Source organism: Arthrobacter sp. GMC3, assembly GCF_002929305.1.
GTDB lineage: Bacteria > Actinomycetota > Actinomycetes > Actinomycetales > Micrococcaceae > Specibacter.
Map to the genome: position 1 here is coordinate 1 of NZ_PJIO01000011.1, position 26,648 is coordinate 26,648.

A 26,648-nucleotide genomic window follows, 5' to 3' on the forward strand; every position below is an offset into this window, starting at 1 on the left:
GAGTTCGAAGCCGACCTCATCAGCATGCGCACCCGCGAAGGAATGAAAGTCGCCAAGGCCAACGGCCGACTCCGGGGGAAACAGCCAAAACTCACCGTGAAACAGGAAGCTCACCTCCTCGAACTGCACGACGCCGGCAAACACACCATGGCCGAAATGGCCAAACTCTTCTCCATCAGCCGATCCACCATCTACCGGGCCGTTGAACGCGGCCAACGCAGCGGCAACGGCGAGAAGCAATAGTTACCCAAGAACGGTCATACAGGAAATTCGTCAAGATTTCGCGCTCAATACTGACCTGCACAAGTACGCGAATAAGCCGGATGGCGCCGAGGAACATCAAACAGACCAAGGCCTGCCAATTGGCAGATCGCGAATCGTTTTCATCTCTTGAGGACGCGACTTTAAGAACCTGACGTGCGCCAATACAGCGTCCCCTATTTAAGGCTACAGATAAGAAGGAGAAGGAAAGCCGCGCGGATCGGTGTCCGGGGCCAGCGGTGCCGCCAGATCCATACCAAACATGCAACCACCGCCTAGAACAAGTATTCGAATTCAAAGCTTAGCACCACCCGCGCTTAGCGGCCGGGCTTTGGCCCCAAATCCATCATGGTAAGCCGCAACCACAACCAGAGGCGCAGCTGCGGATCGTCAAGGTCCACACCAAAGTCCTTGATCAGGCGCGCCAGCCGGTAGCGAACGGTGTTGTTGTGTACATGGAGACTGCCGGCCATGGAGGAGATGCTGCCATTGCTGGCAAAGTATGCCCGCAAGGTGTCCAGGTATTCGCTCTCCTGTTCGGCGTCGTGGCTTTGAATCCTGGCGATGACGTCGTGTTCAGCCATGCCATGTTCGTCAATAAACGCCCCGATTTTCAAAAGATCCAGGGGAATCTTGTGGTCCTCATAGAGCGCCACCGCCGGTGTCGCCTTGCCACTGCGGACCCCAACGGCAGACTGCTGGTTGAGCAGAAATTGCAGCGTTTCCAACGCTTCCGCCCTGGAACCCGGCAGCGACTCCACGGTGGGCGCAACCCCACCCACGGCGGCAATCAGGGGAAAACCGCTGATGGTGTGCGCGTAGGCACCAATTTCGGCAATCACCCTCCTATGGGAAACCCTGGGCGTATTTCCTTCGCAGGGCAGGAGTGCGTAGACAACAGAGTCGATGAGAGCGCAGTGGCTGTTGTTGAACTGCACATTGCAAACAGTTGTAACGAGGTAGAGGAGCTTCTGAATCTCCTGAATCGCTTCCAGGCTCCCGGTTTTGGGCCGGACGATCGAAAAGGCCGCCACAGCCAATCCATGAGCGGCATCAAGGCCCAACTGGGCTGCCGCAAACGACGCGTGGGCCGTGTCGTCCAGTAGTGTCCTGATCAAGTCCCCATTCCGGCGCTCCCCATAGTCAATGGCGGAGCGCGCGTGAAGCATGTGCAATCCCGCCAATGGCGCCATCTTGTCAAGGGCCCGGAGGGCGGCATCACGCATTTCCTCACCTGGATCAATGATCCAGATGGATCCAAGGAGCTCATCCCCCGCCCGAACGGCGAGCGCCAGCCTTGCCATCTCATCGCGAACAGCGGGAATGAGAATGGCGCCCGGGGAGTCATAGGCAGCCTTGAAATCGGGATCGAACGCCGGCGCTTTGGTTTCCTCCAGCGACAAGGTGGTGACCCTGCGAAGTTCGTCAATGGCTTGACCCGGAAGCGTCGAATAGCCAAGCACCCGGCCCAGCGGATCCACGATACTCACTGCACCGTTGGTGATGGCGGCCGCCGCATTGGCGAAGGCGTACAGGTCCCCGAGCCGGACTCCGGAAACAGCATCCGCACCAGCACCCACCACCGACGCCCTGGCCAGGGCCACCAACCGCGTCCAATCGGCACCATCCGGAGCCACCAGCAGAGCCACCCCATGCCGCGCGGCCGTGGCGTGTATCCGTTCCACGGGAACGCCGTGGGCTTTGGTAATGACGGCCGCTGCGCTACCGCTTGATGCCCGCTCCAAGAGGTCTTCAAATTCCACCGAATCGCAGCTGAGCCCGACAGCCAAAATGATGCGATCCTCAACCCCCGCCCATTCGCCAAGGGGGTCGTACATCACGATGTCGGATACCCGGTGAGCGAGCTTGTCGGGGTCGGGACTGGCGACCACAAGATCTGCTTGCATCAGCTGGATGCAATCGGCGAGGCGGACAATGACCGGCTGAACACCAACATTCTTACTCTCGTTCTCCATGCCTGGACGTTATCACAGTAAGACTTGAGAAGTTTTGGAAGAATTCACATGTAGTTCAAAAGAGATCCACGTCACTATTGAGGTAAGGAAGTAAGAAGTTCTCCAGCAGAAGTTAGAAGGCACCGCATGAAATTCAAGGACATCACGGCCCTGGCCTCGATTCAGGGACCGGCCCGCTCGGTGGCAGAACGCCTGGACCGACGTTGCTACAGCGTCGGTGACATGCGGAAGATGGCGGCCAAGCGCCTGCCCAAGAGCATCTTCGACTACATCGAGGGCGGCGGAGAGGACGAGGCGTCCATGCGGCGCAACATCGCCTCCTACGGCGACTGGTCCTTCATGCCGAAGTGGGGTTCGGTGGAAAACCTGAGCCTGGCCACCACCATCTTGGGCGGCCCGTCCTCCATGCCGCTGATGCTCTCCCCCACCGGAGGCACCCGGCTTTTCCACCCGCAGGGTGAGATTGCCGCGGCCCGTGCCGCGCTGGCCGCGGGCGTTCCCTACGGCCTGGCCCACCTGAGCACCACGCCCATGGAACACGTGGCCGAGGCAACCCCCGGCCTGCGCCGCTGGTTCAACCTCGAACCCACCAATGACAAGGTCATGTTGCAGGCAGTCCTGGACCGCGTGTCCAACGCCGGCTACGAAGCCCTCATCGTCAACATCGACTGCCGCGACATCGGGCACCGGGAACGCGACTACCACAACGGCTTCACCGCCCCGCCGTCCATCAAGCCCAAAACGGTCATCGAAGGCGCCCTGCACCCGCGCTGGGCCCTGGGCTTCCTGGCCAATGACGCCATCGCCTTCCCCAACCTCGACGCCGAGGTCCCCGACGGCCCACTGTCCAGCACCCCGGACATGTGGCGAACCCTGCTGGCCGGCGCCTACGAGCCCACCGACTGGAGCGACCTTGAGGAAATCCGCACCCGCTGGAACGGCCCCATCATCCTCAAGGGCTGCGTGAACCCGAAGGACGCCGCCATTGCGGCAAGCATGGGCTTCGACGCCATCCAGGTCAGCAACCACGGCGGGCGCCAGCTGGACCACATGGCCTCCCCCATGGACGTGCTCCCCGACATGGTTGAGGCCCTGGACGGACGCATGGAAATCATTGTCGACGGCGGCATCCGGCGCGGCTCCGACGTCATCAAGGCCCTGGCCCTGGGCGCCGATGCCTGCGCCATTGGCCGACCGTACCTTTACGGCCTCGCCGCCGCCGGTGAGGCCGGTGTGGCCCACGTCCTGAAGATGTTCTCTCAGGAGATGACCCGCACCATGGCTCTGTTGGGCGTCACCTCCATTGCGGAATTGCGCCAGGGTGGCCGTGAGCTGATCCGCCACCACAGCGAATCCTTCGTGCGGCCCCGCCCGACTCAGGCCCAGGCCGAGCTCAACTTCGCAGAATTGGCAGCCCCCTGATGAAGACCCGGATCCTAACAATTACCAAGGCTAAGGCCGGTTTCAAGATTCCGGCGGCCGCGGTCGCTGCGGCCCTCCTCCTTTCCGTGACGGCCTGCGGGGGAACGACGGCGACCAACGGCGTTGCCGAACTGGGCTCTACTGTCCCCACCATGGCCCTGAACAAGGCGGCCGCCGCGGATCTGCCGGAGTCCATCAAGGCCTCCAAGATCCTGATCGTGGCCATCCCCACCAATGAACCGCCCACCCAGTTCTACAAGCCAGGAACCCAGGAGATGACCGGGACCAATCCGGACATCGCCCGCCTGGTGGGGCAGGCGTTGGGTGTCAACGTGGAAATCAAGGTCTCGAACTTCGACTCCATCATCCCCGGCATCGCAGCGGGCCGCTACGACATGACGGTCTCTTCCATGACACCCACCACCCAGCGCATGCAGGTCCTGGACTTTGTTGACTACATGCAAATGGGCAACTCGATCGCCGTCCCCACCGGAAACCCGCTGGGCATCAAAAACCAGGACGACCTCTGCGGCAAGAAGGTTGGCCTGTTGACAGGTTCCTACCAGCTCACCGCCAACGTCCCCGACGCCAACGCGACGTGCGTGAAGGAGGGCAAACCGCAGCTGGCCACCAGCGAGTTCCAGGACACGCGCCAGGCCATCTCCGCGCTCACCAGCGGCCGGCTCGATGCAGTGCTGGCCGACTCCCCCATCATGGACTTTGCCGCCAAGTCCAACCCGACCATCGAGATCTCCTCAAAGTATGAGTTCACCCCCGTCGGGATCGGCATGCCGAAGGATTCGGGACTCATCAAGGCCGTCTCCGCCGTCATGGTCGACATCGTCAAGAGCGATTCCTACAAAGCAGTACTGAAGAAATACGGCCTTGAAAGCAGTGCCATCACCGATCCCCGCGTCAACTTCGCCCAATAGGAGGTGAACACCATGCAGCAGCAACAACCCACAGCGGTCCCCCTCATAGAGACTCCCGCACCCGCATCCGGTGATTCTGTTCCGGTGGTGCCCCTGCGGCATCCGGTCCGAAACGCCATCGCCGTCGTCATCGTCATCCTGGCGGCCAGCGCCGCCTGGAATGTGGCAACAAACCAGCGTTACCACTGGGACGTCGTGGTCTCCTTCTTGTTCTCACCGCAGATCCTCACCGGTGCGGCGCTGACGCTGATGCTCACGGTGGTCTCCATGACCGTCGGCATCGGTCTTGGCACGGTCCTGGCCATCATGCGCCTTTCGACCAACCCGATCCTGCACACCCTCAGCCGGGCCTACATTTGGTTCTTCCGCGGCACCCCGCTGCTGGTCCAGCTGATCTTTTGGTACAACATCGCCGCCCTTTACCCGGTGATCGCCCTGGGACTCCCGTTCGGCGGCCCGTCCCTGGTGATCGGTTCGGCCAACGTACTGATTTCCCCGCTCGGGGCAGCCCTGCTGGGCCTGGCCCTCAATGAGGCCGCGTACATGGCCGAGATCATCCGCAGCGGCATCAACTCCGTGGACAAGGGCCAGTACGACGCCGCCCGGGCCCTGGGCATGAACCGCGCCAAACTGATGACCCGGGTGGTACTGCCCCAAGCCATGCGCGTGGTCCTGCCGCCCACCGGCAACCAGGTCATCTCGATGCTCAAGGGCACGTCCCTGGTCAGCGTGCTGGCCATCTCCGATCTGCTGTACTCGGCCCAGATCATCTACTCCAACAACTACCAGACCATCCCGCTACTCATTGTGGCCAGCCTCTGGTACCTGCTCATGACAACGGTCCTGAGCTACTTCCAAACCAAACTCGAGCGACGCTACGGACGCGGCTTTGACACGGCAACCCGTCGAGTCCTCCGGCCCAAGAGAAGGAAAGCATAATGTCAACGGTGATGGTGGAAGCCCAAGGGGTCCGCAAAAACTACGGTGCCATTGAAATTCTCAAGGGCATCGACATGAGAATCGAACAAGGCACGGTGACCTGCCTGATCGGTCCGTCCGGTTCCGGCAAGACCACGTTCCTGCGCTGCATCAACCACCTGGAAAAGATCAACGCTGGCCGGTTGTATGTGGACCAGCAGCTGGTGGGATACACCGAACGCAACGGCAAGCTGTATGAGAAGAAGGAAAGCCAGACCGCCAAGTCCCGCCTGACGGCCGGCATGGTGTTCCAGCGTTTCAACCTGTTCCCACACATGACGGTCATGGAAAACGTCATTGAGGCACCCGTCCACGTGCTGGGCCGCCCCAAGAAGGACGTCATCGCCGAAGCCCAGGTCCTGTTGGACCGGGTGGGGCTGGGCGATCGCGGCCACTCCTACCCTCAGGACCTCTCCGGTGGCCAGCAGCAGCGCATCGCCATTGCCCGCGCCTTGGCTATGAAGCCCAAGCTGATGCTCTTCGATGAGCCCACTTCCGCACTTGACCCCGAGAACGTGGGCGAAGTACTCGAGGTCATGAAGGATCTGGCTGCCGAAGGCATGACCATGGTGGTTGTCACGCACGAGCTGGCCTTCGCCAAGCAGGTCGCCGACCAGGTGGTCTTCATGGACTTGGGCGTCGTGGTTGAAACTGGCCCGCCCTCCGAGGTCCTGGACGCCCCCCAGCATGAGCGCACCAAGGCGTTCCTGTCCAAAGTTCTTACGTAAAAGGAAAAACATGCTCAAGACGCAAATCATCACCGACAAGGCCCCTGTTCCCGCAGGCCCGTATTCCCAGGCAATCGCCGCCAACGGTTTCCTCTACACGGCCGGCCAGACGCCCCACCATCCCGTCACCGACGACACCGTGGGCGAGACGATCGGCGAGCAGACCAGGCAGGCCATGGAAAACCTGGCGGCCGTTTTGGCCGCACACGGTTTGGACTTCTCCCACGTAGTCAAGGCCACCGTTCACCTGCAGGAGCCCGGCCGGGACTTTGACGGCTTCAACGCCGTCTACAAGGAGTTCGTGAGCACCCCCTACCCGGCACGCACCACAGTGGGCTCATTCCTCGGGGACTTCCTAGTCGAGATCGACGCCGTGGCGGTCATTCCCTAGTCAGAACAAGTTAGTTGCTGCCCTGCATGACGCGTCCTCACGCGCTATGCAGGGCAGAGCTGTTTCCGCCTCAGCGCAGGAGTGCTTGGATGGAGATATGTCCATCCTCATTGTCCTGCGCGGAAATTCCGGTTCGGGAAAGAGCGCCGTGGCGAGGGCGCTCCAACAGGAACTGGATGCTGCCTGGATCGAGCAGGACTACTTTCGCCGGGTGGTCCTCGGGGAAACCGGTAACTATTCGCCGCTGAGCATTGAGCTCATTGAACACGCCGCATCGCTGACGCTGAGCCGTGGGCGCACGGTCATCCTGGACGGCATGTTCAACGCCTCAACGTACAGCGAACCGCTTGTGCGGCTCCGCGACGGGCACCCCGGACCCAGCCTGTTTTACGCCTACGACCTCACACTCGAGGAAACCCTGCTCCGCCACCAAAGCCGCCCGCACAAGGCCGCCGACTTCGGCGAAAAAGAGATGCGCGGCTGGTACCGCGGCTGGAACCCGCTGCTCGGGATTGCGGAGGTGCGGATCCTGGCCACGGAATCCCTTCAGGCAACAGTCCTGCGGGTGCTCGCCGACGTCGGACTTCCCTAGTTCCGGCGCGAGAACGGCGCCAACGCGCACCGACGGCGTATCTTCTCAGGCGTTTGGCGAGTTGACGCCGTTTTCAGGAGGAAAGAAGGCTAGGCGGTGAGGCCCAGCTGGCTCATGCGCCGGGAGTGGCTGCGTGTCAGGGATGAAAGAATCGCCGAAACCTCGGCCTCAGCACTCTCCTGTGTCCCGTCGGGGCTCAGGCCCACCAGGAAACTGTGCTGGGCGCCAATCCTTTGCGCCTGAGCCAGGGCCTCACCCACCAGGCGCCGCCCCCACAGTGCCAGCCGGGAGGAAAGCCGGGGGTCCTCCCCCAGCATGGCCTTCAAGCGTTCCTGCAACAGCGCCCGCTGGTGGTCACTGGTGCGGACCTGCGCAATGATCTCGCGCGTTTCCAGGTCCAAATGTTCACAGATGGCGGCATAGAAGTCCTCCGTGATGGCGTCAACCACATACGCCTTCATCAGGGACTCATGCCAATCCGCCGGCCGCGTACGCTCATGGAACGCATCCACGATCCGCTGGAACGGCAACATGGCCAATTCCGGGTCCATCCCCATTGCTTCCAAACGTGCACAGATGACCTCAAAGTGGCCAAATTCTGCCACCGCCATTTTGCCCACCACGGCACGGTCGCGCAGCGTGGGCGAATAGCGGGCATCGGAGGAAAGCCGCTCAAATGCGGACAACTCCCCATAGGCAATACTGCCCAGCAGGTCAACAACAAACTTGTCATAGCGGGCGCTGAACTCGCCGGCCGAAACTGAATCGTCGGGCTCGGAAGAGGGAATACTCATACGCTCAAGGGTAATGCGTGCCGCGCCGCCCTTGCTCCGTTCAGGGAATCGTTTACGCTGAATCCGTGCCGTACTCTCACATTGGCGTCAGAAGTAGCGCCGCGCAGCAGAAACTCGCCCATGCCCTCGCCGCGCTTAGTGTCGAGTTCAAACTTCCGGGTGACTTTGACGAGCAGGTCCTGGCGGAAGTGGACGCAGTCATCGCCAACCACCAACTCCCTGCACCGGATCTAACCGCTCTACCGTTCATCACCATTGACCCGCCCACCTCCCAGGATCTGGATCAGGCGATGTTCCTGGAACGCGAAGGCACCGGCTATGTGGTTCACTACGCCATCGCCGATGTCCCCTCCTTTGTGCCAGCGGGCGGCCCGTTAGACACCGAAACACGCCGCCGCGGCCAGACCATCTACACCCCCGGAAACCGCATCCCGCTGCACCCCATGCCGCTCAGTGAGGGCGCAGCCAGCCTGTTTGCCAACGATCCCCGCTCGGCCTTTGTCTGGGAAATCCACTTGGACGCCGACGGCGAGCAGACCTCCGCGCGGGTTCGCCGAGCCACAGTCCAAAGCGTTGCCAAGCTGGGGTATGAGCAGGCTCAGCAGATGTACGACGCCGGAAACGCGCCGTCCGCTTTTGCCGAAACGTTGGCGTTGCTGGCTGAGATCGGGACCAAACGGATCTCGCTGGAACGAACACGGGGCGGTGCGAGCCTGAACGTGCCCCAGCAGGAAGTCGAATTCATCGACGGCCACTATGTCCTGGAGTTCCGTCCCGGCCTGCCCATTGAGGACTGGAACGCCCAGATTTCCCTGCTCACCGGGATGGCCGCCGCGCAGGTCATGATCGAGGGCAAGGTGGGCATCCTGCGCACCATGCCTGCCCCCGACCCCGAGGCGGTGGAGGCCTACCGTCTGCAAACCGTGGCGCTCGGCAAGCCCTGGGCACCCGAGATGGCCTACGGCGAATACCTGCGCAGCCTTGACACCGCCGACCCCAAACAGCTGGCCCTGATGCATGCGGCCACCACCTTGTTCCGGGGCGCCGGTTACACCCCCTTTAACGGCACCGTCCCGGCAGAGGTGTTGCAGGCCGCCGTCGCGGCCCCTTATGCCCACGCCACGGCTCCCCTGCGCCGGCTCGTGGACAGATTTGTGCTGACCATTTGCGCCGCCTTGTGTTCCGGGGCCGACGTGCCCGAATGGACTGTGGCCGCGCTTGCCGAACTCCCGGAGATCATGTCAGCCTCCAACCAACTGGCCAGCAAGGTGGACAAGGCCGCCATCGACACTGTCGAGGCAGCGCTCCTGAGCCATCGTGTGGGATCAGAATTCGACGCCGTCGTACTGGCCGGCCCAAAAAGGAACGGGCACTCCTCAAAGTCCGCTGCCCGCAGCTCCATCCAGATCGCCGAACCCGCGGTGAGCGGCTACTGTGAGGGCGATCTGGAGCCCGGCACCGTTGTCCGGGTCAAGTTGATCGCAGCGGACATCGACACACGGACGGTGAAGTTTGTGCCCGCGAGCGTGATTGAACAAGGAAATGTGGGGGTGAGCGGCTAGACTGTGAGGGTAGACATGGATGCCCGGTCGTTGATAGATGTTTTGAATTCAACAAACCCGCCCCTACGCGCGTCTTGATGCTCCTCCCGCACACCGCCTTGTTCTTGGCGGCGGGAGGGCAAGTTTTTGTTAGCCCGCGATCGGCTTCCCCAAGAACGTGCTGTTCACCATGGCTCCGTTTGGCCTTCTCAAAGTGCCCGCGTTGAGCCTAAATGCAGCACCTGTATAGACGAATTGAACGGTAAGCATTTGAGCATTGATACAGATTCCATCCTGCACGCAGAAGACAGCAACGAGGCCATTGAAGTTGACGGATCACTCGTCAGCACAGAGGCACCGCACCACGAAGAGAAGGAAACGTTTGCCAGCTTCGGCGTGCACGCAGACATCGTCTCCTCACTGCACGAGGCCGGCATCACCCACCCCTTCCCGATCCAGGCCATGACGCTGCCCATCGCGTTGGCCGGCCACGACATCATCGGCCAGGCCAAGACCGGAACCGGCAAGACCCTGGGCTTCGGCGTCCCCGCACTGCAGCGCGTCGTCGGCCCCAAAGACGAGGGCTACGAGAAGCTGGCTGTCCCGGGCGCACCCCAGGCCATGGTCATTGTGCCGACCCGCGAACTGGCCGTTCAGGTTGCCAGCGACCTCACCGTTGCCTCCAAGCACCGCGGCGTGCGCATCGCCACCATCTACGGTGGCCGCGCCTACGAGCCACAGGTTGAAGCCTTGCAAAAGGGTGTCGAACTCATTGTCGGCACACCCGGGCGTTTGATCGACCTGTACAAGCAAAAGCACCTGAATCTGAAGAACGTGCGCATCGTGATCCTCGATGAGGCCGATGAAATGCTTGACCTGGGCTTCCTGCCCGATGTTGAAACCCTGATTGCCGGCACCCCTGCCGTTCGCCAGACGTTGCTGTTCTCCGCAACCATGCCCGGCCCGGTGGTGGCCATGGCCCGCCGCTACATGACACAGCCCACCCACATCCGTGCGGCCGACCCCGAGGATGAGGGCCTGACCAAGCGCGACATCCGCCAGCTGATCTACCGTGCCCACAACCTGGACAAGATCGAGGTCCTGGCCCGGATCCTGCAGGCCAAGGGCCGCGGCCGCTCCATCATCTTCACCAAGACCAAGCGCACCGCCGCGAAGGTTGCCGAGGAACTGGTTGACCGCGGCTTTGCAGCGGCCGCCATCCACGGCGACCTCGGCCAGGGTGCCCGCGAGCAGGCACTGCGTGCCTTCCGCAACAACAAGGTTGACGTGCTGGTTGCCACCGACGTTGCCGCCCGCGGCATCGACGTCGACGACGTCACGCACGTGGTCAACTACCAGTGCGTGGAAGACGAGAAAATCTACCTGCACCGCGTAGGTCGTACGGGCCGCGCCGGTAACAAGGGCACGGCCGTCACGTTCGTCGACTGGGATGACATGCCCCGATGGGCGCTCATCAACAAGGCTTTGGGACTCAGCGTTCCCGAGCCGATCGAAACCTACTCCTCCTCCCCGCACCTGTACACGGACCTTGACATCCCCGAGGGCACCAAGGGCCGCCTGCCCCGCAACATGCGCACGCACGCCGGCATTGATGCCGAGGTCATGGAGGACCTGGGCGAGACGGGCAAGCGCAACTCGCCCAAATCCGGTGGCCGTGAAGGCTCCCGCGATGGCAACCGTGGCACCACCCGCGGCGGCAACACCTCCGGCGCCCGCCGTGGCGAGAAGCGTCGCGAGGATTCCGGCAGCGGTTCCACCAGCACTTCCAGCAGCGCCGGTGAGAAGCGCGACGGCGGCAGGTCCCGCCGTCGTCCGTCATCCGCATCCGTTCCTTTCACCCCTGCCGACGGCTCGGCACAAGGTGAGAGCAGTGCCCCGTCTGCAAGCACCGGCGAGGCGTCACCTCGCCAGCGCAGCCGGAGCCGTACCCGCCGCCGCAACGGCGAGGTCGTGGGCAATCAGGAAACCGCGGCCGGCGAATAACAGCCAAAACGCATATGACGACGACTGCATGGCAGCCGGAGGAGACCGGGCCCAACCTGGTGGTTCACGCGGATAATTCCACGTATTTACCCACGCTCCCCGACGGCGCCTTCACGATGATTTACGTGGACCCGCCCTTCAATACGGGGCGGGTGCAGAGTCGTCGGCAAACCACCATGGTGCGCAATGCCGACGGAGAAGGGGACCGGACCGGTTTTGGCGGGCGCAGCTACGACACCATCAAAGGTGCCCTGCACAGCTACGACGACGCCTTCACCGACTACTGGTCGTTCCTGGAGCCGCGTCTACTGGAGGCGTGGCGTTTGCTGGCCGAGGACGGCACCTTGTACCTGCACCTTGACTACCGCGAGGTGCACTACGCCAAGGTCATGCTCGATTCGATCTTCGGCCGAGAGTGCTTCCTGAACGAGATCATTTGGGCTTACGACTACGGCGCGCGGGCCAAGAACCGCTGGCCAACGAAGCACGACAATATTCTGGTGTACGTCAAGAACCCGAAAAAGTACCACTTCGACAATGCCGAGGTGGACAGGGAACCGTACATGGCTCCCGGGCTGGTGACACCCGAGAAGCGTGAACTCGGGAAGCTGCCGACGGACGTTTGGTGGCACACCATCGTCTCCCCCACGGGCAAGGAAAAGACCGGCTACCCCACGCAGAAGCCCGAAGGCCTGCTGCGGCGTGCGGTGACGGCGTCCTCCCGCGAGGGCGACTGGGTGCTGGACTTCTTTGCCGGCTCCGGCACCTTGGGGGCGGTGGCCGCCAAATTGGGCCGCCGCTTTGTCTGCGTTGACCAGAACCCGCAGGCCATCGAGGTCATGGCCGCACGGCTGGGCCACGTGGCCACCGTGGTTGAGCTAGAGACCGACGTCGCCTGACCCTGTCCTGTTATGCGCCACCGTTGGTGCGAGCGATGCGCATGGCAGTGTTATGCGCCTGCCTCACCTCGACGGTGGCGCATAACAGAACCGGTTTTAGGGCAGATACGGTTTCGAGCCGCTCGCTTGGGACACAAGCTGGACCAGCGCCTCAGGCGTGGTGAGGTTCTCCCCCAGCAGGTTCGGTTTTCCCGTCCCGTGATAGTCCGAGGAACCCGTGGTGAACAGCCCCTTGTCATAGGCCAGCTTGCGCAGCCACGCACGGCCCTCGGCTGGATTGTCCCGGTGGTCCACTTCCAAGCCCAGGAGGCCGGCGTCGATCATGTCGTGGAAAGTTTCCGGCGTGGCAATCCGCCCGCGCGCTGATGCCACGGGGTGGGCAAAAACCGGCACACCCCCGGCCGCGCGAACCAGTTCCACCGCCAAGACAGGGTCCGGGGCATAGTGGCTGACAAAGTAGCGTGAGTGCGAGGTGAGTATGTTGGCAAAGGCCTCGTTGCGGTCCGAGACTATCCCCGCCGCCACCAAGGCGTCGGCAATGTGCGGGCGGCCAATGGTGGCTCCGGGCGCCACGTGGGCGCTGACATCATCCCAATTCAGCGGGTAGTCTTCAGCCAGCCGCTCCACCATGCGCTCGGCCCGGGTGAGCCGGGCATCCTTCGCTTTGGTGATTTCCTCCAGTAACTCCGCGTTGAACGGGTCGTGCAGGTAGCAGAGCAGGTGGACGCTGACGCCCCGCGCCGTCTTGCAGGAGATCTCCATCCCGGGAATCAACCCCACGCCGTGATCCCGCGCGGCAACCAGCGCCTCTGCCCAGCCGTCGGTGGAGTCGTGGTCGGTCAGCGCCAGCACGTCCAGCCGCGCAGCCGCGGCTGCAGCCAGCAACGTGGCGGGGGTCTGGGTGCCGTCGGAGACGTTGGAATGTGCATGCAGATCGATCCTCACGCTTCCAGCCTACGTCCGTTCGACCGCCAACACCCGCCTGCGCGAACATCGCCGCGCTTTGTCCCCCGCGGCACCGGTGAGAGACTTAAGGGGTGAACCAGACTGAGCAATCCTCCGCGCACCCCGATCCCGCCAACCAGCAGCCGCTCGAGGAGCGCGTGAACAACCGTTCGCACCGCCCCGACTCGGATGCTTTCCGTGCCTTCATGGCCTCCAGCTGGGCCCCGTCCGCTACCGAGCTTCCCGCCCGGGCCGAGGTGGCCGACCATGCTGCGCGCCGCCGTCGTGCCATCTCCGAACAGTTCAAGGGCGAGCGCCTGGTCATTCCCGCAGGCCCCCTGAAGGTTCGCTCCAACGACTGCGACTACCGATTCCGTCCGCACTCGACCTTCGCCCACCTCACAGGTTTGGGCGTTGACCACGAGCCCGACGCCGTGCTGATCCTCGATCCCACCGATGAGGGTAAGGGCGACGACGGCGGACACCACCGCGCGTCCCTCTACTTCCGCCCGTTGGCCGGCCGGGACACCAAGGAGTTCTACGCCGACTCCCGCAGCGGCGAATTCTGGATTGGCCCGCGCCCCACCCTGGAAGAGTTCAAGGCCCTGCTCGGCCTGGACACCGTGGATATTTCCCAGCTGGAAGTTGGCATCACCAAGAATGTGGGCGAGCCTTCCGTCGGAGGCATTTCCATCCGCCTGGTCCGCAAGGTCGATGAGAACATTGACGCCCTGGTGGACACCGCCCGTTACAACACGGCCAAGAACCCCGACGCCATGGACTTTGAGGCACTTGACGCATTGGACGCCAAGCTGGCCGAGGCCCTTTCGGAGCTGCGCCTGCTCAAGGACGCTTGGGAAGTGGAGCAGATGAAGATCGCCGTGGCCGCCACGGCCGCCGGCTTCGAGGAAATCGTCAAGTCGCTGCCCCGCGCGGTGGCCCACCAGCGCGGTGAGCGTGTTGTGGAGGGCGCATTCTTTGCCCGGGCCCGCGAGGAAGGCAACGAGCTCGGTTACGACACCATCGCTGCCGGCGGCAACAACGCCACCATCTTGCATTGGACCCGCAACACGGGGACGGTCAACGACGGCGAACTGATTCTTGTGGACGCCGGTGTTGAGGCCGACTCCCTGTACACGGCCGACATCACCCGCACCATCCCGGTCAACGGAAGCTACTCTCCGGTGCAGCGCAAGATCTACCAGGCCGTCCTTGACGCCGCCGACGCCGCCTTCGCCGTGGCGGTGCCGGGACGCAAGTTCCGCGATGTCCACAACGCTGCCATGGAGGTGTTGGCCGACCGCTTGGAAGAGTGGGGCATGCTGCCTGTTGCCGCCGCCGCAGCCCTTTCCCCCGCGGGCCAGCAGCACCGCCGCTGGATGCCGCACGGCACCAGCCACCACCTGGGTCTGGACGTGCACGACTGCGCCCAGGCACGCGCCGAACTGTACCTGGACGGCGTCATCACCGAGGGCATGGTCTTCACCATTGAGCCCGGCCTGTACTTCAAGAACGAGGACCTGGCCATCCCGGCCGAGTTCCGCGGCAACGGCGTGCGCATCGAGGACGACATCCTGATCACGGCCAACGGCCCGGTCAACCTCAGCGCGGCACTCCCCCGCACCCCGGACGACGTCGAGGCTTGGATGGCGCGCCTCTCCGGCTAGGTCTTACTTGTGGCGCGGTAGTTGCTGAGGATTCATTATTTCGGCAACTACCGCGCCGCAGCTTTTTAAGGCATCTCCCTCTCAGGCACGACGGCGTTAATTACCTGCGCTTCGATCAGGGCCTTGAGTGCCGCGACGTGTTCGGCGTAGGCCCGGGTTCCCTCCCGTGTGAGCGCCGCCCAGGTCTTCACTCTGCCGCGACCCGTGGGCTTGCTGAGCTTCACGTAGCCGGCCTCTTCGAGCACCTTCAGATGTTTGCTGGCCACGGAATCGGCCACCCCCAGCATGTCCCGGATGGTGCCAAATTCGGCCTGATCCACTGTGCTCAGGAACGCGCAGATTCGCAAGCGGTTCGTGGCGTGAACGACCTCGTTCAGCCCGGGTGTCACGGTTTGCCCCGCAGCTGCGCGCGCAGAGCATTGTCAAAGCGCCTGCCAAAAACGTTCACGGCAACAAAAACGACAATCCCAGCCACCCAGGCTGGCCAATCAAGACCCTTCTCGGCATGAAAATAGTAAGCCGCGCCAGCGCACAGGATCAGGATTAGCACCAAAGGAACCGTCCACCAGCTGGCCTTTCCCGCTTTGAGGCCGTTGACCCACAGGCCAGTTTTCTCCTTGTAGGCCGCCATGAGGAGTCCCAAGCCAAGGAAATACGCCACTGCCACACTGATCATGATCACTGTGCCGCCGGTGGTGTAGGCAACAACAAATACGGCGGCCAGCAACCCCAACACCGGGTGGTACCACCCCGGAGTCACCAGACGGTCTGCTGCATTGGAGCGGGCATCGTCAATGGCGGCCAGGGCTTCGCTCGCATCTGAGAAAGATCGGTTTTCCATAGTGGAAAGTCAATCACTTTCCATGACGGAAAGTCAATACCGCGCCGTCAAACGGAAAATGCCGCCGTCTCCGCAAATTGGCGCAGGTGCATGAGCGTCAATTTGCGGGGACGGCGGCATTTCTGGCCCGTGAACTACTTGTCCGGGTTCTCCACTGCAGCCGGAGTGTTTGGTTCGGCCGGGGCCGCCGGTGCGGGCGGGGTGTCCACGCGGATTCCGTACTGCGGGCGACCATCGGGCAGGTCAGGGAATTCGCCGCGGCGAGGACCGCTCAGGGGAGCCTGCCCGGGGCGGGTGGTGTCGCCGTCGTCCGTCTCCGGTGCGGGCGTAACCACGGGCTGCTGGGCGCCGTAGGGATCATGCCAGCCCTCGGGCCGGTGCGGCGTTTGAGTGGGCGGCTGCTGCCCGTAGTTCTGGCCGTGGCCCTGACCCTGGCTGTGTCCTTGGCCCTGGAAAGGCCGGGGCGCGGTGGAGTTCATGGGCAGCTGGGCCAGAAGCCGGCGGGCCTCCATGGCCACGTCGGGGGTGACGATGACGTCGTAGCTGCTAGCCAAGACCTGGTTGGTGGAGGTGAAGTCGCGCTTGCCGCGCTGGGCAGCGTAGCCAATAATCGCAAAAAGCATCCAAAACGCGGCGCCCATCAAGACGGCGGTGAACACGTTCAGGTAGGCGCCAGCGGCCTGGCTCGCACCATCGAAGAAGGAGAGCATGACGCCAATGAACAAACCGAACCATGCACCTGTCATGGCGCCAGACAGGGCCACACGGGGGTAACTGAGCTTGCCAGTGACCCGCTCAACCATTTTCAGGTCATTGCCAACAATGGAAACGTGCTGGACGGGAAACTTCTCATCAGCTAAGTAGTCAACCGCCTTTTGGGCATCCAAATAGGAGGTGTAAGAACCGATCGTCTCACCCGTGGGGACAGCGCGTGCCTGGTCCATGGGTCGGGTACGTCCAAAAAGGTTTGCCATGCCCCTATTGTTCACCATTTCCCTGCATGTTGGCTGGAGTATCGCTGGCAGTGAAATGGCAAGGGGGTGACCGCTTGGTGACAACGCGGTGACAGGGCCCTGCGCCAGGGGGACAAAACGCGGCTGCGGCCCGGACGAGGTTACGTTAATGTCCGGCGGGGGAAGTAGCCTGTACGTGTGAGTACACAACCGACGCGCATCTTTGTGGCGCGACTTTTAGGCCTGGACGTCTTTGACCCTTTGGGTGACCGTCTGGGTAAGTTGCGTGACGTTGTAGTGCTGGGCAGCGGCCTCACCACCGCCCCGCATGCCGTCGGTATTGTGGTTGAGGTTCCGGGCAAGAAACGCGTATTTGTGCCCATGACGCGACTGACCTCCATGGACCAGTCGCAAATCATCTGCACCGGTTTGGTGAACCTTCGCCGCTTTGAACAGCGTGGCGCCGAGCAGCTGGTGGTGGGCGGCCTCTTTGACCGCAAGGTGACACTGGTGGACGGCTCCGGGTTCGCCGTCATTGAAGACATCGCCATGGATCAGCAGCGCAACGGCGACTGGCTGATCACCAAACTCTTCGTCCGCCGCGGAACCTCCACCTCGCGTCTGCGCGGGCTGCGACGCGGCCACACACTCCTTATTGACTGGGCCGACGCCCACCCGGACGACGACGCCGACCCCCAGGGCGCCACCCACTTCGTGGCCGCCCATGAGGACCTCAAGCCCGCCGACTTTGCCGATGCGCTTCAGGAAATGAGCGACAAACGCCGGGTGGAAGTCGCCAGTGAACTCCAGGATGAGCGGCTTGCTGACATCATGTCCGAGCTCCCTGAGGAGGACCAGGTTCATCTGCTCTCCGCCCTGGACAATGAGCGCGCCGCCGACGTCCTAGAAGAAATGGACCCCGACGACGCCGCCGACCTCCTCGCCGACCTGCCCCAGGCGAAGGCCGAGGAACTGCTGCTGCTGATGGAGCCCGACGAAGCCAAGGATGTGCGTCGCCTCCTCCAATATGCCGAGGGCACGGCCGGCGCCTTGATGACGCCCGTGCCGGTGATCCTGCCACCGGAGGCCACCGTTGCGGAGGCCCTGGCCCACGTGCGCAGCGAGGACCTCTCCCCCGCACTAGCCTCCGCCATCTTCATCTGCCGCCCGCCACTAGAGACCCCCACCGGGCGTTTCCTAGGCGTGGTGCACATACAGCAGCTACTGCGCAGTGCCCCTCCCGAGCAGCTGGGCACCCTGGTGGATAAGAACCTGGAGCCTGTCTCGGACCAGGACGACCTCGCCGTCGTCAGCCACATCATGGCCTCCTACAACCTCAACTCCCTGCCGGTAGTGAGTAAGGAAGGACGGCTGGTGGGCGCGGTGACCGTCGATGACCTCTTGGATCACCTGCTCCCCGAAGACTGGCGGAACCACGAAGACGGGGCACCCCGGCGCAAACTAGGAGGCCGCATTGGCTGAACGGCACCACGCCAAGGGCGGCGGCCTTGATACGCCCATGGAGCTGCGGTCGCGGCTCCTGCCCAACCTGACCAGCGATCCGGACTTTTTTGGCCGATTCGCCGAACGCTTTGCCCGCTACATGGGTACGGCCAACTTCCTGCTGTACATGACGGTCTTTGTGGTGGTCTGGATCGCGATCAACGTGGTGGGGCTCTTTGGCCTGCACTGGGATCCGTACCCGTTCATTCTCCTGAACCTGTTCTTCTCCACTCAGGCCTCCTACGCGGCCCCGCTGATTTTGTTGGCCCAGAACCGCCAGGATGACCGTGACCGGGTGCAGATTGAACAGGATCGTTCCCGCAATGAGCGCAACCTGGCCGACACCGAGTACTTGACCCGCGAGGTTGCCGCCCTGCGGATCACCTTGCGTGAGGTTGCCACCAGGGACTTTGTCCGATCCGAGCTGCGCGGCCTCCTTGAGGACCTGATCGCCATGCAGGACGACGACGCCGAGCCCGCCTCGCGGGACTCCCGCCAGTCACGCTCCCCCGCCACCAGCACCATGAAGACTGTTGCGCCAAAACGCATCACCAACCCCTAAGGCTTGTCCCATGAACGCCCCCACACCAGCATCGTTGAACGCCGCCCTTGCCACGGTCATCGACCCTGAGCTGCGCCGGCCCATCACGGAGCTGGGCATGGTGGAGGCCGTGGAGGCCGATGACGCCGGCCGGGCACGCGCCGTCGTCCGCCTCACGGTGGCTGGCTGCCCCTTACGCGGCACCATCACCAAGGACGTCACCGACGCCCTGCTCAAGCTCGACGGCGTCACCAGCGTCGACGTGGACCTTACGGTCATGACGGCGCAGCAGCGGGCGGAATTGAAGGAGCAGCTCAAGGGCACGGGGCCAGAGCGCGGAATCCCCTTCAATGCAGAGTCGTCCCTCACCCGGGTCTATGCCGTGGCCAGTGGCAAGGGCGGCGTGGGCAAATCATCCGTCACCGTGAACCTGGCGTGCGCACTGGCAGCCAAGGGCTTGCGCGTGGGCATTGTCGACGCGGACATTTACGGATTTTCGGTGCCGGCACTCATGGGCATCACGCAGACACCCACGCGCGTGGATGAGATGATTCTGCCGCCGGTGGCCCACGGGGTGAAGGTCATCTCCATCGGCATGTTTGTCACCGGCAACCAGCCCGTGGCCTGGCGGGGCCCCATGCTGCACCGGGCCTTGGAACAATTTTTGACGGACGTCTACTTCGGCGACCTGGACGTGCTGTTCCTGGATCTGCCCCCCGGCACCGGGGATGTGGCGATTTCCGTGGCCCAGCTATTGCCCAAGGCCGAGATCCTGGTGGTGACCACCCCGCAGGCTGCGGCTGCCGATGTGGCGGAGCGGGCCGGTGCGATTGCCGTGCAGACGGGGCAGAAAGTGGCTGGCGTCATTGAGAACATGTCATTCCTGACGCTCCCCGACGGCACCACCATGGAACTATTTGGCTCCGGGGGCGGGCAAGTTCTTACCCAGCGGCTGAGTCAGACTGTCAACGCACCCGTGGAACTTCTCGGGCAGATCCCTCTGGATGTGGCCTTGCGTGAGGGCGGGGACATTGGAGCGCCCATTGTGCTGGCCAACCCGGCATCCCCGGGTGCTGCGGCACTGCTGGATATCGCCGAGAAACTCGCAGTGCGCCCGCGGGGCTTGGCCGGCATGAGCTTGGGCGTCTCCCCCAAGTAGCCGCCGCACCCTCTCGGCGCTCCAAAAAACGTCACCAGGAATGGGATAGCGTCGGGCAGAAAGCAAGCAAAAGTGATACGGCGTCGGGAAAAAAGCGAGCACAAGTGATACCGCGTCGGTAGGACCGGGCGGTTTAGGTGGCTTCGACGTCGTACGGGGCCAGCTGGCCTTCGGCTAGGCGCTCAATCTCGGGTGCGGCCGGTGCTGGCGTGGTTTCCAGGGCTTTGTCGTCGTTCTTGCCCATCATGGTGGCTATCGCATCACCGGGAGCGGTCTTCAGCGATTTGAGCTTGTCATAGTCTTCGTCGTCGATGAGGGCTTCGCGGATGATGCGGCGTGGATCGTACTGGCGCGGGTCCAGCTTCTTCCAGTCGATGTCATCAATGTCCAGCCCGGACTCTTCCTTGATGGTTTCGCGCGCGCCAGTAGCCATCCGGCGCACCTCGCGGATGAGATTCTTCAACTTCTCCACATAGCCGGGAAGGCGTGTGGGGCCAATCACCATGACTGCCACAATGACAATCACGATCAGCTCAGGGGTATTGATACCAAACACGTTAGGAAGATTACCCTCTCAACACTCAAAGCAACGATTCCGCAGCGGTATCGGTCCAGTTATTGGTCGTCGACTTGCTCTTACATTACGAAACGGATGAAAACCGATGGCTAATGGATGCCAACAATGCGAGGCAGGGAAAGCCTGGGCTTCTTCGCCGGAACCGCTGTACCTGCCCGCACGGGTGACCTGTCCGCCAGCGACTCACGCAGCATGGCCCGCCCACGGTGTATCCGCGAACGTACTGTCCCCAGCTTGATGTTCAAGGTGTGGGCCACTTCGTCGTAGGAGAGCCCTTCCATGTCGCAAAGGACCACGGCGGCGCGAAAGTCCGGCGGCAGGGCCTCCAACGCGGCGGCGATGTCAACGTCGAGGTTGTTGAACTCGAAGGTGCGCTCGGGGCCGGGATCGGATCCGGCCAGCCGGGACTCGGCATCCTCGGACAAGGCATCAAAGCGGATGCGTTGTTTCCGGCGCGCCTGGTCCAGGAACAAGTTGGTGGTGATGCGGTGCAGCCAGCCGTCAAGGGTTCCTGGTTTGAAGTTGTCCAGTGAGCGGAAAGCCCTGACAAACACTTCCTGAGTGAGATCTTCGGCGTCGTACCTGTTGCCTGTCAGACGGTAGGCCAGGCGGAAGACTTTCGCCGAGTGGTTGGTCACCACCTCATCCCATGACGGCACACTCCACACCGGTTCGGAAACTGCGGGGAGAGCGGCGGAGCTGTTGGTAATACTCATGGCTACACCTCATTTCTTCGCAGCGTGCGGGTCTACTGTGCGTAAAAGCCTGCGCATTCGACCTCGGATGGTCTGAACAGTGTGGCAAACAAAGCTGACATTTTGCTGGGGGAAAAAGAAATTCAGCCCACGGCGCAGGCAGTAGGCTAGAGGAAATCACCGCAACAGTTTAGGAACATACCACCCATGAGCGCCGACAAATCCACCAGCTGGTCCTACGCAGAGGGCCTTCCGGTGGAAGATGACGTCCTGCGTCGCGCACGCGAACGCTCCCACGAGCTGGGTTTGTTCCCCGTGAGCCACGGGGTAGCCGCCGCATTGACCGTTCTGGCAGCATCATCCAAGGCGCAGACTGTGGTGGAAGTTGGCACAGGCGCCGGCGTCTCCGGGGTGGCCTTGTTGCGTGGCCTGAGCCCCAGGGCCGTCCTGACGACCATTGATCCCGACGTGGACCATCTCAAGGCCGCCCGTGAGGCTTTCCTTGAGTCGGGCTCCCCCGCCAACCGTATCCGCACCATCTCCGGCCGGGGCCAAGACGTGTTGCCGCGCCTGACCGATGCCGCCTATGACTTGGTGTTCATCGACGCGGACAAGGCCAGCTTCCCCGAATATGTGGATCAGGGCATCCGGTTGCTGAAATCCGGAGGGCTGTTGATCGTCAACGACGCCATGGACAAGGACAGGGTTTCCGATCCTGCCATCCGGGAAGCCAGTACCGTGGTGCTGCGCCGCGTGGGCAAGGCCATCCGGGACAACGAGAACCTGATTTCGGCCATGCTGCCCACCGGTGACGGGCTCCTTCTGGCCGTCAAACGCTAGCCACCCACCAAACGCAACGCAGTTCTTAAACGCCGAACGGGACAGCCTTGGCTGTCCCGTTCGTTACTACGTTGGTGTTGCGAAACTACTCGGTCACGCCGACCAGGCACTCTTTCAGACTGGTCGCCTCAGCGGCGTTCATTTCCACAACAAGTCGTCCGCCGCCTTCTAGTGGTAGTCGCAAGATCAGGCTCCGCCCTTCCTTGGTCACTTCCATTGGACCGTCGCCGGTTCTGGGTTTCATGGCCGCCATCAGGACTTCCCCTTTTCATAGTACGAACCAACATCTTTGATGAGCCTTACTCACCAGCCGGTTCGTGTTGTATCCCTCACAGTCCATTATTCAGTACTTCGGGCACCGGGCGCTAATCGAGGCACTCTCTCGTCATAGAAGAAACCTCGGCAATGTTACGGTGGCCAATCTCCCCCACCGGGCAATTCGGTCCACTGCCACAGCCATGCGACCCACACAAGCTGCAAAACGGTGAACATAATAAGCACTGTCCACCGGTAAGCGCGGGAGCTCGAAATGAAGGCCGCCGCCAGGGCCAGCGGGAAGAACGGCAGCATCATTCGGAACGTGCTGGTCTGCGGGTGCAGCACCGCCAGCAGGTAGAACAGATACATGGCACACCACAGGCGAAGGTCCACGCCAATCTTGCGCACCGATCGGGAGTTCAAGTAAAGAGCGGCCAGCGCCACCAGCAGAAGCGGCAGCAGCGGACCCCACAGTGGACCCACCAACGCGGCACCGGCGTCGAACCAGGGCTTGAAAAGCACCAAGGGACTGCCACGCCAGGCCGTTTCCGTGTCGGTGTAGGCGCTCGCCTCCCCCGTCACGGCCCACGCAATGAGCATCCAGGCGAACGCCATGACGGCGCTGACCACCAGCAGCACTGCCCCGCTAAGCATCTCCCGCCCCGGGAACGGGTCTTGACGACGATGCCACCACCGCAAGATCAGGTGCAGGCCGACGACGGCGGCAAACGGCACCCCTGCGGGCCGTGAAAGGCACAGCAGGATCACCGCGGGCACGGCGAACCAATACTGGCGTTTGATCAGGAAGTACAGTGCGGCAGCTAGGAGCAAAGTGCTCAGTGACTCGGCATAAGGGATCTGCAGAATCACAGAAATCGGGAAAGTGGCAAAGAATGCCACACCCCACATGGCTGTGCCGTGTGGGGCAAATAGCCGGAAGAGTTTGTAGATCACCAGGGCGGCACCGAGTCCGGCAAGTGCTGCCACCGCAGGGGCCAACACCACCCAGCCAAGTCCCGTCAGCGCGTGCAGTCCCTTGACGATTAGCGGAAAGAGCGGATAAAACGCCCAGGCGTTGGTCTGGGCTGTGCCGTTGGCATTTCTGGGGATGGTGGTGGGATAGCCGTCAGTGAAGATCCGCTGGTACCACTCGCTGTCCCAGATATTGATGAAGCTCAGGTAGTCGGGCTGGGCGGCTCCCCACGGGCTGGCGCCCTGGTGCCAGGCAACGCCCATAAGAATCCCCACAGAGACAATGCGGGCGGCCACATAGATCAAGGTGACCTGCAGCCACCAAGACACACCCTTCAAGGGAGTGAGGCCGCGTTGCACCAGCCCATAAAGGCGATCGTTGATAGTGGGGTGCTCCATGGCGGAAGTGCCAATCACGCAATCTCACCCACCGTGGCGCCGGGCATCGAATTCGCCACCCAGCAGCCAGGGAAATGGTCGTTGGCCAGGCCGATTGCCTGCATCATGGCGTAGGCGGTGGTGGGCCCCACAAAGGCGAAGCCCTTCTTCTTCAGTTCCTTGGCCAGAGCCGTGGACTCCGACGTCGACGATGGGATGGGTGCGTGGAGGGGCCTTGGTTCGGCAGGGGCATGGGCGTACACCACGGAGGTCAAGGTGGTGCCTTCGGGAAGCGCCAGGAGTGCCTTGGCGTTGCCGATAGTTGCCTTGATCTTCATCAGGTTCCGGACAATCCCGGCATCGGCCATGAGCCTGTCAATCTCGCTCTGCCCGAACTCTGCCACCACTGCTGGTTCAAAGTTGGCAAAAGCTGCCCGGAAGGCCTCGCGCTTGCGCAAAATGGTGATCCAGCTCAGTCCCGACTGGAAGGCTTCCAGGCTGAGCCGCTCAAAAAGGTCACGTTCACCGGTGACGGGGCGGCCCCACTCCTTGTCGTGATAGCGCTGGTACTGCTCATCCTTGCCCAGGCCAGCCCACGGGCACCGGGCTTTCCCGTCGTCCCCGACAATCACCTCATCCATGTTCATGCGCTCGCCTGAGCGGAGTCTGGTCCGGGGAGTTCAGCATCCTCGGACAGGTCCACAACAACAGGCGCCCCGAGAGCCTCAGGGGCCGCCGCGCCGTCGGACGCCTCTAGAGCCGTAATCCGGGCGTCCTTGGCTGCGAGCTCGTCGCGGAGTCTGTCTAGCGCCTCATCGACTTGGTCCATGCGGTAGCCACGCAGGCCCAGGGAGAACCGCAGCTTATCGACGTCGGCGGGTGCCGGGCGCTCCGGCAACAGCACGGGAGGGAGCCCGGAGACGGGCTCACTGAGCCCGTCTTGGTAGATGGCGGCGCCAGTATCCGGCTTTTTGAGGCCGACCACGTACACGGCCACCGCGGCAGCCAGCATGACTGCTAGGAAGATCAGGAAGTAGCTCACAGTACCAATGGTGCCAGATCAACTCGACGGGTTCGGGTTAATCTTGTCTTAGCCTTGGGCAACCTTCAGGCCAGCTTCCCCCGCCATGACCAGGGCCACAGCTTCCTCCGGGGTGTCGGCCAATTGGATAATGTTCAGATCGCCCGGAGACACTAGGCCTTCGGCCACCATGGTGTCGGTAATCCAGGTCAGTAGCGGCGACCAAAACGCCCGGTCCACCAGCACGATCGGGAACTGGGTCACCTTGCTTGTCTGAACCAACACCATGGCTTCAAACAGTTCATCAAGGGTGCCCAATCCGCCAGGCAGCACCACAAACCCTTGCGCGTACTTCACGAACATGGTTTTGCGGGCAAAGAAGTAGCGGAAGTCAACGCCCAGGCCCACCCACTGGTTCATGCCTTGTTCAAAGGGCAGCTCGATCCCCAGCCCAATGGAAAGCCCACCCGCTTCACTGGCACCACGATTGGCGGCCTCCATGGAGCCAGGCCCGCCGCCGGTAATGACGGCAACCCCGGCCTCCACCAGCAACCTGCCAACATCCATGCCTGTCTGGTAGTGGTGGTTCTCCGGTTTGGTGCGGGCGGAGCCGAAGACGCTGATGGCCGGGCCAATGTCGGAGAGCGCATCAAAGCCCTGGACGAACTCGCTCTGGATGCGCATGACCCGCCACGGATCGGTGTGCGTAAAGTCGCTGCTGGGCGGGGTGTCCAGGAGTCGGGCATCGGCCGTTGATCCCCCGGGCGTGCCTTTTTTCCAACTGCCATAGGGCTGTTTCGTGAGACGACGGGGGGCGTTGGAACCTGTTGGTGCACTCATGGAACTAAGGCTACGTGAAAGCACCGGACTCCGATGCCCGCAATATCTCGTTCCTGTCACGATCCACACCGAATGGCGAAATTGTGTAACTTGGATCACTTTTGTTGGGTAGGTTCAATTTATGACTAATCCCGTACCGTCACCTGTCCTTGTGGAAATGAAGGCCGTCAACAAGCACTATGGCGCCCTCCATGTTCTGCAAGACATCAATTTGCAGGTCGCCAAGGGCGAGGTGGTGGTGGTGATTGGGCCGTCCGGTTCAGGAAAATCAACCCTCTGCCGAACCATCAACAGGCTTGAAACCATTGACGACGGTTCCATCACCATCGAAGGCAAGGAACTTCCCAAGGAAGGGAAGGAACTGGCCAATCTGCGCGCCGACGTCGGCATGGTCTTCCAGTCGTTTAACTTGTTTGCGCACAAAACCATCCTCGAAAACGTGACCCTTGGCCCCATCAAGGTCAAGGGTGTTTCCAAGTCCGACGCCGAGAAGCAGGCTTTAGCGCTTCTGGAACGTGTGGGCGTGGGGCATCAGGCGGCTAAGCTGCCTGCCCAGCTTTCCGGTGGCCAGCAGCAACGCGTCGCAATTGCACGTGCCTTGGCAATGAAGCCAAAGGTGATGCTCTTTGACGAACCCACCAGTGCACTGGATCCGGAAATGATCAATGAAGTTTTGGACGTCATGGTGGAACTCGCCAAGGAAGGCATGACCATGGTGGTGGTCACCCACGAGATGGGCTTTGCCCGCAAGGCTGCGGACAGGGTTGTTTTCATGGCCGATGGCCAGATCGTGGAAGAGTCCACTCCGAACGAGTTCTTCACCAACCCACAAAGCGTCCGTGCCAAAGACTTCCTCTCCAAAATCCTCACCAATTAGTCCCGCACTTTTCCACAAATTTTCCATGTACTTACAAACGGCCCTCACTCGCGCCGTCTTTGA

At 62.4% G+C, this 26,648-nt stretch carries 29 protein-coding genes; 16 read left to right on the forward strand and 13 right to left on the reverse strand.

Translation table 11 applies throughout. The annotated features are described in order from the left end of the window. Positions 1-243, forward strand: a 243-nt coding sequence (locus CXQ94_RS16335) for a helix-turn-helix domain-containing protein (RefSeq protein ID WP_146070333.1), incomplete at its 5' end; no start/stop codon positions are given. Positions 244-578: 335 nt separating this feature from the next. On the opposite strand, the gene CXQ94_RS16340 is transcribed toward CXQ94_RS16335, so the two are convergent. Next, a complete protein-coding gene (locus CXQ94_RS16340) occupies positions 579-2,237 on the reverse strand; it encodes a CdaR family transcriptional regulator (protein WP_104091652.1) in 1,659 nt (552 codons plus the stop codon). Positions 2,238-2,363: 126 nt separating this feature from the next. Here CXQ94_RS16340 and CXQ94_RS16345 point away from each other — a divergent pair, with 126 nt between their 5' ends. The 6 genes from CXQ94_RS16345 to CXQ94_RS16370 all read left to right on the forward strand — a co-directional run bounded on the left by CXQ94_RS16345 (position 2,364) and on the right by CXQ94_RS16370 (position 7,280). After that, on the forward strand, positions 2,364-3,659 hold the full coding sequence (locus CXQ94_RS16345; RefSeq protein ID WP_181034258.1) for an alpha-hydroxy acid oxidase: 1,296 nt from the start codon (positions 2,364-2,366) through the stop codon (positions 3,657-3,659). Further along, positions 3,659-4,591, forward strand: coding sequence for an ABC transporter substrate-binding protein (locus tag CXQ94_RS16350; protein ID WP_104091653.1), 933 nt, complete (start codon positions 3,659-3,661; stop codon positions 4,589-4,591). The genes CXQ94_RS16345 and CXQ94_RS16350 overlap by 1 nt, the downstream gene beginning before the upstream one ends. A gap of 12 nt (positions 4,592-4,603) precedes the next feature. Next, positions 4,604-5,530 (forward strand): amino acid ABC transporter permease, encoded by a 927-nt coding sequence (locus CXQ94_RS16355; RefSeq protein WP_104091654.1) that lies wholly within the window; start codon positions 4,604-4,606, stop codon positions 5,528-5,530. Continuing rightward, positions 5,530-6,297 carry an amino acid ABC transporter ATP-binding protein gene (locus CXQ94_RS16360; protein ID WP_104091655.1) on the forward strand — a complete coding sequence of 256 codons (768 nt, stop codon included), beginning with the start codon at positions 5,530-5,532 and terminating at the stop codon, positions 6,295-6,297. Before CXQ94_RS16355 ends, CXQ94_RS16360 begins: the two co-directional genes overlap by 1 nt. A gap of 10 nt (positions 6,298-6,307) precedes the next feature. Continuing rightward, on the forward strand, positions 6,308-6,688 hold the full coding sequence (locus CXQ94_RS16365) for a RidA family protein (RefSeq protein ID WP_104091656.1): 381 nt from the start codon (positions 6,308-6,310) through the stop codon (positions 6,686-6,688). Between the two features lie 97 nt (positions 6,689-6,785). Further along, complete coding sequence (locus CXQ94_RS16370) at positions 6,786-7,280, forward strand: AAA family ATPase (protein WP_181034259.1); 495 nt, start codon at positions 6,786-6,788, stop codon at positions 7,278-7,280. Positions 7,281-7,369: 89 nt separating this feature from the next. Here the strand turns inward: CXQ94_RS16370 and CXQ94_RS16375 are convergent, their stop codons facing one another. Beyond that, a complete protein-coding gene (locus CXQ94_RS16375; RefSeq protein WP_104091658.1) occupies positions 7,370-8,074 on the reverse strand; it encodes a ferritin-like fold-containing protein in 705 nt (234 codons plus the stop codon). Positions 8,075-8,139: 65 nt separating this feature from the next. Here CXQ94_RS16375 and CXQ94_RS16380 point away from each other — a divergent pair, with 65 nt between their 5' ends. The 3 genes from CXQ94_RS16380 to CXQ94_RS16390 all read left to right on the forward strand — a co-directional run bounded on the left by CXQ94_RS16380 (position 8,140) and on the right by CXQ94_RS16390 (position 12,518). Beyond that, positions 8,140-9,636, forward strand: coding sequence for an RNB domain-containing ribonuclease (locus tag CXQ94_RS16380; RefSeq protein ID WP_104091741.1), 1,497 nt, complete (start codon positions 8,140-8,142; stop codon positions 9,634-9,636). Between the two features lie 249 nt (positions 9,637-9,885). Further along, positions 9,886-11,619 carry a DEAD/DEAH box helicase gene (locus CXQ94_RS16385; protein WP_104091659.1) on the forward strand — a complete coding sequence of 578 codons (1,734 nt, stop codon included), beginning with the start codon at positions 9,886-9,888 and terminating at the stop codon, positions 11,617-11,619. A 14-nt stretch (positions 11,620-11,633) separates the two neighbouring features. Further along, on the forward strand, positions 11,634-12,518 hold the full coding sequence (locus tag CXQ94_RS16390; RefSeq protein ID WP_104091660.1) for a site-specific DNA-methyltransferase: 885 nt from the start codon (positions 11,634-11,636) through the stop codon (positions 12,516-12,518). Between the two features lie 96 nt (positions 12,519-12,614). Here the strand turns inward: CXQ94_RS16390 and CXQ94_RS16395 are convergent, their stop codons facing one another. Then, positions 12,615-13,463, reverse strand: coding sequence for a PHP domain-containing protein (locus CXQ94_RS16395; protein ID WP_104091661.1), 849 nt, complete (start codon positions 13,461-13,463; stop codon positions 12,615-12,617). Between the two features lie 92 nt (positions 13,464-13,555). Between CXQ94_RS16395 and CXQ94_RS16400 the strand changes: the two genes are divergently transcribed. After that, the gene (locus CXQ94_RS16400; protein ID WP_104091662.1) at positions 13,556-15,130 is read left to right on the forward strand and encodes an aminopeptidase P family protein; all 1,575 of its coding nucleotides are present in this window, start codon (positions 13,556-13,558) and stop codon (positions 15,128-15,130) included. Positions 15,131-15,195: 65 nt separating this feature from the next. On the opposite strand, the gene CXQ94_RS16405 is transcribed toward CXQ94_RS16400, so the two are convergent. From CXQ94_RS16405 to CXQ94_RS16415, 3 genes are all read right to left on the reverse strand, one after another. Further along, on the reverse strand, positions 15,196-15,519 hold the full coding sequence (locus CXQ94_RS16405) for a transcriptional regulator (protein ID WP_104091663.1): 324 nt from the start codon (positions 15,517-15,519) through the stop codon (positions 15,196-15,198). Beyond that, positions 15,516-15,971, reverse strand: a complete 456-nt coding sequence (locus CXQ94_RS16410) for a hypothetical protein (protein ID WP_104091664.1) — start codon at positions 15,969-15,971, stop codon at positions 15,516-15,518. The genes CXQ94_RS16405 and CXQ94_RS16410 overlap by 4 nt, the downstream gene beginning before the upstream one ends. A 134-nt stretch (positions 15,972-16,105) precedes the next feature. After that, on the reverse strand, positions 16,106-16,945 hold the full coding sequence (locus tag CXQ94_RS16415) for a general stress protein (protein ID WP_181034261.1): 840 nt from the start codon (positions 16,943-16,945) through the stop codon (positions 16,106-16,108). Between the two features lie 177 nt (positions 16,946-17,122). On the opposite strand from CXQ94_RS16415, the gene CXQ94_RS16420 reads away from it, so the two are divergent. Genes CXQ94_RS16420 through CXQ94_RS16430 form a run of 3 tightly spaced genes read left to right on the forward strand, consistent with a single transcriptional unit; the run spans position 17,123 to position 20,127 of the window. Beyond that, positions 17,123-18,406, forward strand: coding sequence for a CBS domain-containing protein (locus tag CXQ94_RS16420; protein ID WP_104091665.1), 1,284 nt, complete (start codon positions 17,123-17,125; stop codon positions 18,404-18,406). 37 nt (positions 18,407-18,443) lie between these two features. Beyond that, a complete protein-coding gene (locus tag CXQ94_RS16425) occupies positions 18,444-18,989 on the forward strand; it encodes a DUF1003 domain-containing protein (RefSeq protein WP_104091742.1) in 546 nt (181 codons plus the stop codon). Between the two features lie 10 nt (positions 18,990-18,999). Next, positions 19,000-20,127: an Mrp/NBP35 family ATP-binding protein gene (locus CXQ94_RS16430; RefSeq protein WP_104091666.1), complete on the forward strand. Its 1,128-nt coding sequence runs from the start codon at positions 19,000-19,002 to the stop codon at positions 20,125-20,127. A 133-nt stretch (positions 20,128-20,260) separates the two neighbouring features. Here the strand turns inward: CXQ94_RS16430 and CXQ94_RS16435 are convergent, their stop codons facing one another. Both CXQ94_RS16435 and sigE read right to left on the reverse strand, forming a co-directional pair. Beyond that, positions 20,261-20,683: a Sec-independent protein translocase TatB gene (locus CXQ94_RS16435; protein ID WP_104091667.1), complete on the reverse strand. Its 423-nt coding sequence runs from the start codon at positions 20,681-20,683 to the stop codon at positions 20,261-20,263. 110 nt (positions 20,684-20,793) lie between these two features. Further along, the gene (sigE, locus tag CXQ94_RS16440; protein WP_104091668.1) at positions 20,794-21,420 is read right to left on the reverse strand and encodes an RNA polymerase sigma factor SigE; all 627 of its coding nucleotides are present in this window, start codon (positions 21,418-21,420) and stop codon (positions 20,794-20,796) included. Positions 21,421-21,606: 186 nt separating this feature from the next. Between sigE and CXQ94_RS16445 the strand changes: the two genes are divergently transcribed. Then, positions 21,607-22,239, forward strand: a complete 633-nt coding sequence (locus CXQ94_RS16445; RefSeq protein ID WP_104091669.1) for an O-methyltransferase — start codon at positions 21,607-21,609, stop codon at positions 22,237-22,239. An 85-nt stretch (positions 22,240-22,324) separates the two neighbouring features. On the opposite strand, the gene CXQ94_RS16450 is transcribed toward CXQ94_RS16445, so the two are convergent. The 5 genes from CXQ94_RS16450 to CXQ94_RS16470 all read right to left on the reverse strand — a co-directional run bounded on the left by CXQ94_RS16450 (position 22,325) and on the right by CXQ94_RS16470 (position 25,708). After that, positions 22,325-22,492: a DUF3117 domain-containing protein gene (locus CXQ94_RS16450; protein ID WP_104091670.1), complete on the reverse strand. Its 168-nt coding sequence runs from the start codon at positions 22,490-22,492 to the stop codon at positions 22,325-22,327. A gap of 155 nt (positions 22,493-22,647) precedes the next feature. Next, positions 22,648-23,886 (reverse strand): hypothetical protein, encoded by a 1,239-nt coding sequence (locus CXQ94_RS16455; protein WP_258067135.1) that lies wholly within the window; start codon positions 23,884-23,886, stop codon positions 22,648-22,650. Further along, positions 23,883-24,488, reverse strand: coding sequence for a DNA-3-methyladenine glycosylase I (locus CXQ94_RS16460; protein WP_104091744.1), 606 nt, complete (start codon positions 24,486-24,488; stop codon positions 23,883-23,885). Before CXQ94_RS16460 ends, CXQ94_RS16455 begins: the two co-directional genes overlap by 4 nt. A gap of 2 nt (positions 24,489-24,490) precedes the next feature. After that, positions 24,491-24,889 carry a DivIVA domain-containing protein gene (locus CXQ94_RS16465; protein WP_258067136.1) on the reverse strand — a complete coding sequence of 133 codons (399 nt, stop codon included), beginning with the start codon at positions 24,887-24,889 and terminating at the stop codon, positions 24,491-24,493. A gap of 48 nt (positions 24,890-24,937) precedes the next feature. After that, complete coding sequence (locus tag CXQ94_RS16470; RefSeq protein WP_104091671.1) at positions 24,938-25,708, reverse strand: TIGR00730 family Rossman fold protein; 771 nt, start codon at positions 25,706-25,708, stop codon at positions 24,938-24,940. Positions 25,709-25,829: 121 nt separating this feature from the next. Here CXQ94_RS16470 and CXQ94_RS16475 point away from each other — a divergent pair, with 121 nt between their 5' ends. Further along, on the forward strand, positions 25,830-26,585 hold the full coding sequence (locus CXQ94_RS16475; RefSeq protein WP_104091672.1) for an amino acid ABC transporter ATP-binding protein: 756 nt from the start codon (positions 25,830-25,832) through the stop codon (positions 26,583-26,585). The last annotated feature ends 63 nt before the right edge of the window (positions 26,586-26,648 follow it).